At 67.2% G+C, this 543-nt stretch carries 1 protein-coding gene; it reads left to right on the forward strand.

Annotation, left to right across the window (positions count from 1 at the left end):
- A partial coding sequence (locus D1614_RS28715) for a GTPase (protein ID WP_119440538.1) occupies positions 1-543 on the forward strand: 543 nt, incomplete at both ends.

Consider the following 543-nt stretch of genomic DNA (forward strand, 5'->3'; position numbering starts at 1 on the left):
CGGTGCATGCGCTGGTTGAGCGCGTGATCCATCTGCGCATGCTGGTGGAAGCGACGCTGGATTTTCCAGAAGAGGAGATCGACTTCCTGGAGGCGTCCGACGCGCGGGGCCAGCTTGCCGGCATTCGCACGGCCGTCGATGGGGTGCTCGCGCAGGCTCGTCAGGGGGCGCTGCTGCGCGAAGGCCTGCACGTGGTGCTGGCGGGGCAGCCGAATGTCGGCAAGTCGTCGTTGCTCAATGCGCTGGCCGGCGCGGAACTTGCCATCGTCACGCCGATTGCCGGCACCACGCGCGACAAGGTGCAGCAGACGATTCAGATTGAAGGCATCCCGCTGAACATCGTCGACACGGCGGGCTTACGCGATACGGAAGACGAGGTCGAGCGCATCGGTATCGCGCGCACCTGGGCCGCCATCGCCCGCGCCGATGTCGTGCTGCATCTGCTGGATGCGGCGGATTATCGCGCCAATGGCCTTTCGCCCGAAGACGCTGCGATCGACGCGCGCATCGCCGAGCACGTGCCCGGCGGCGTGCCGACCCTGC

Origin of the sequence: Maribellus luteus, from assembly GCF_003576475.1 — a bacterium.
Lineage (GTDB): Bacteria > Bacteroidota > Bacteroidia > Bacteroidales > Prolixibacteraceae > Draconibacterium > Draconibacterium luteum.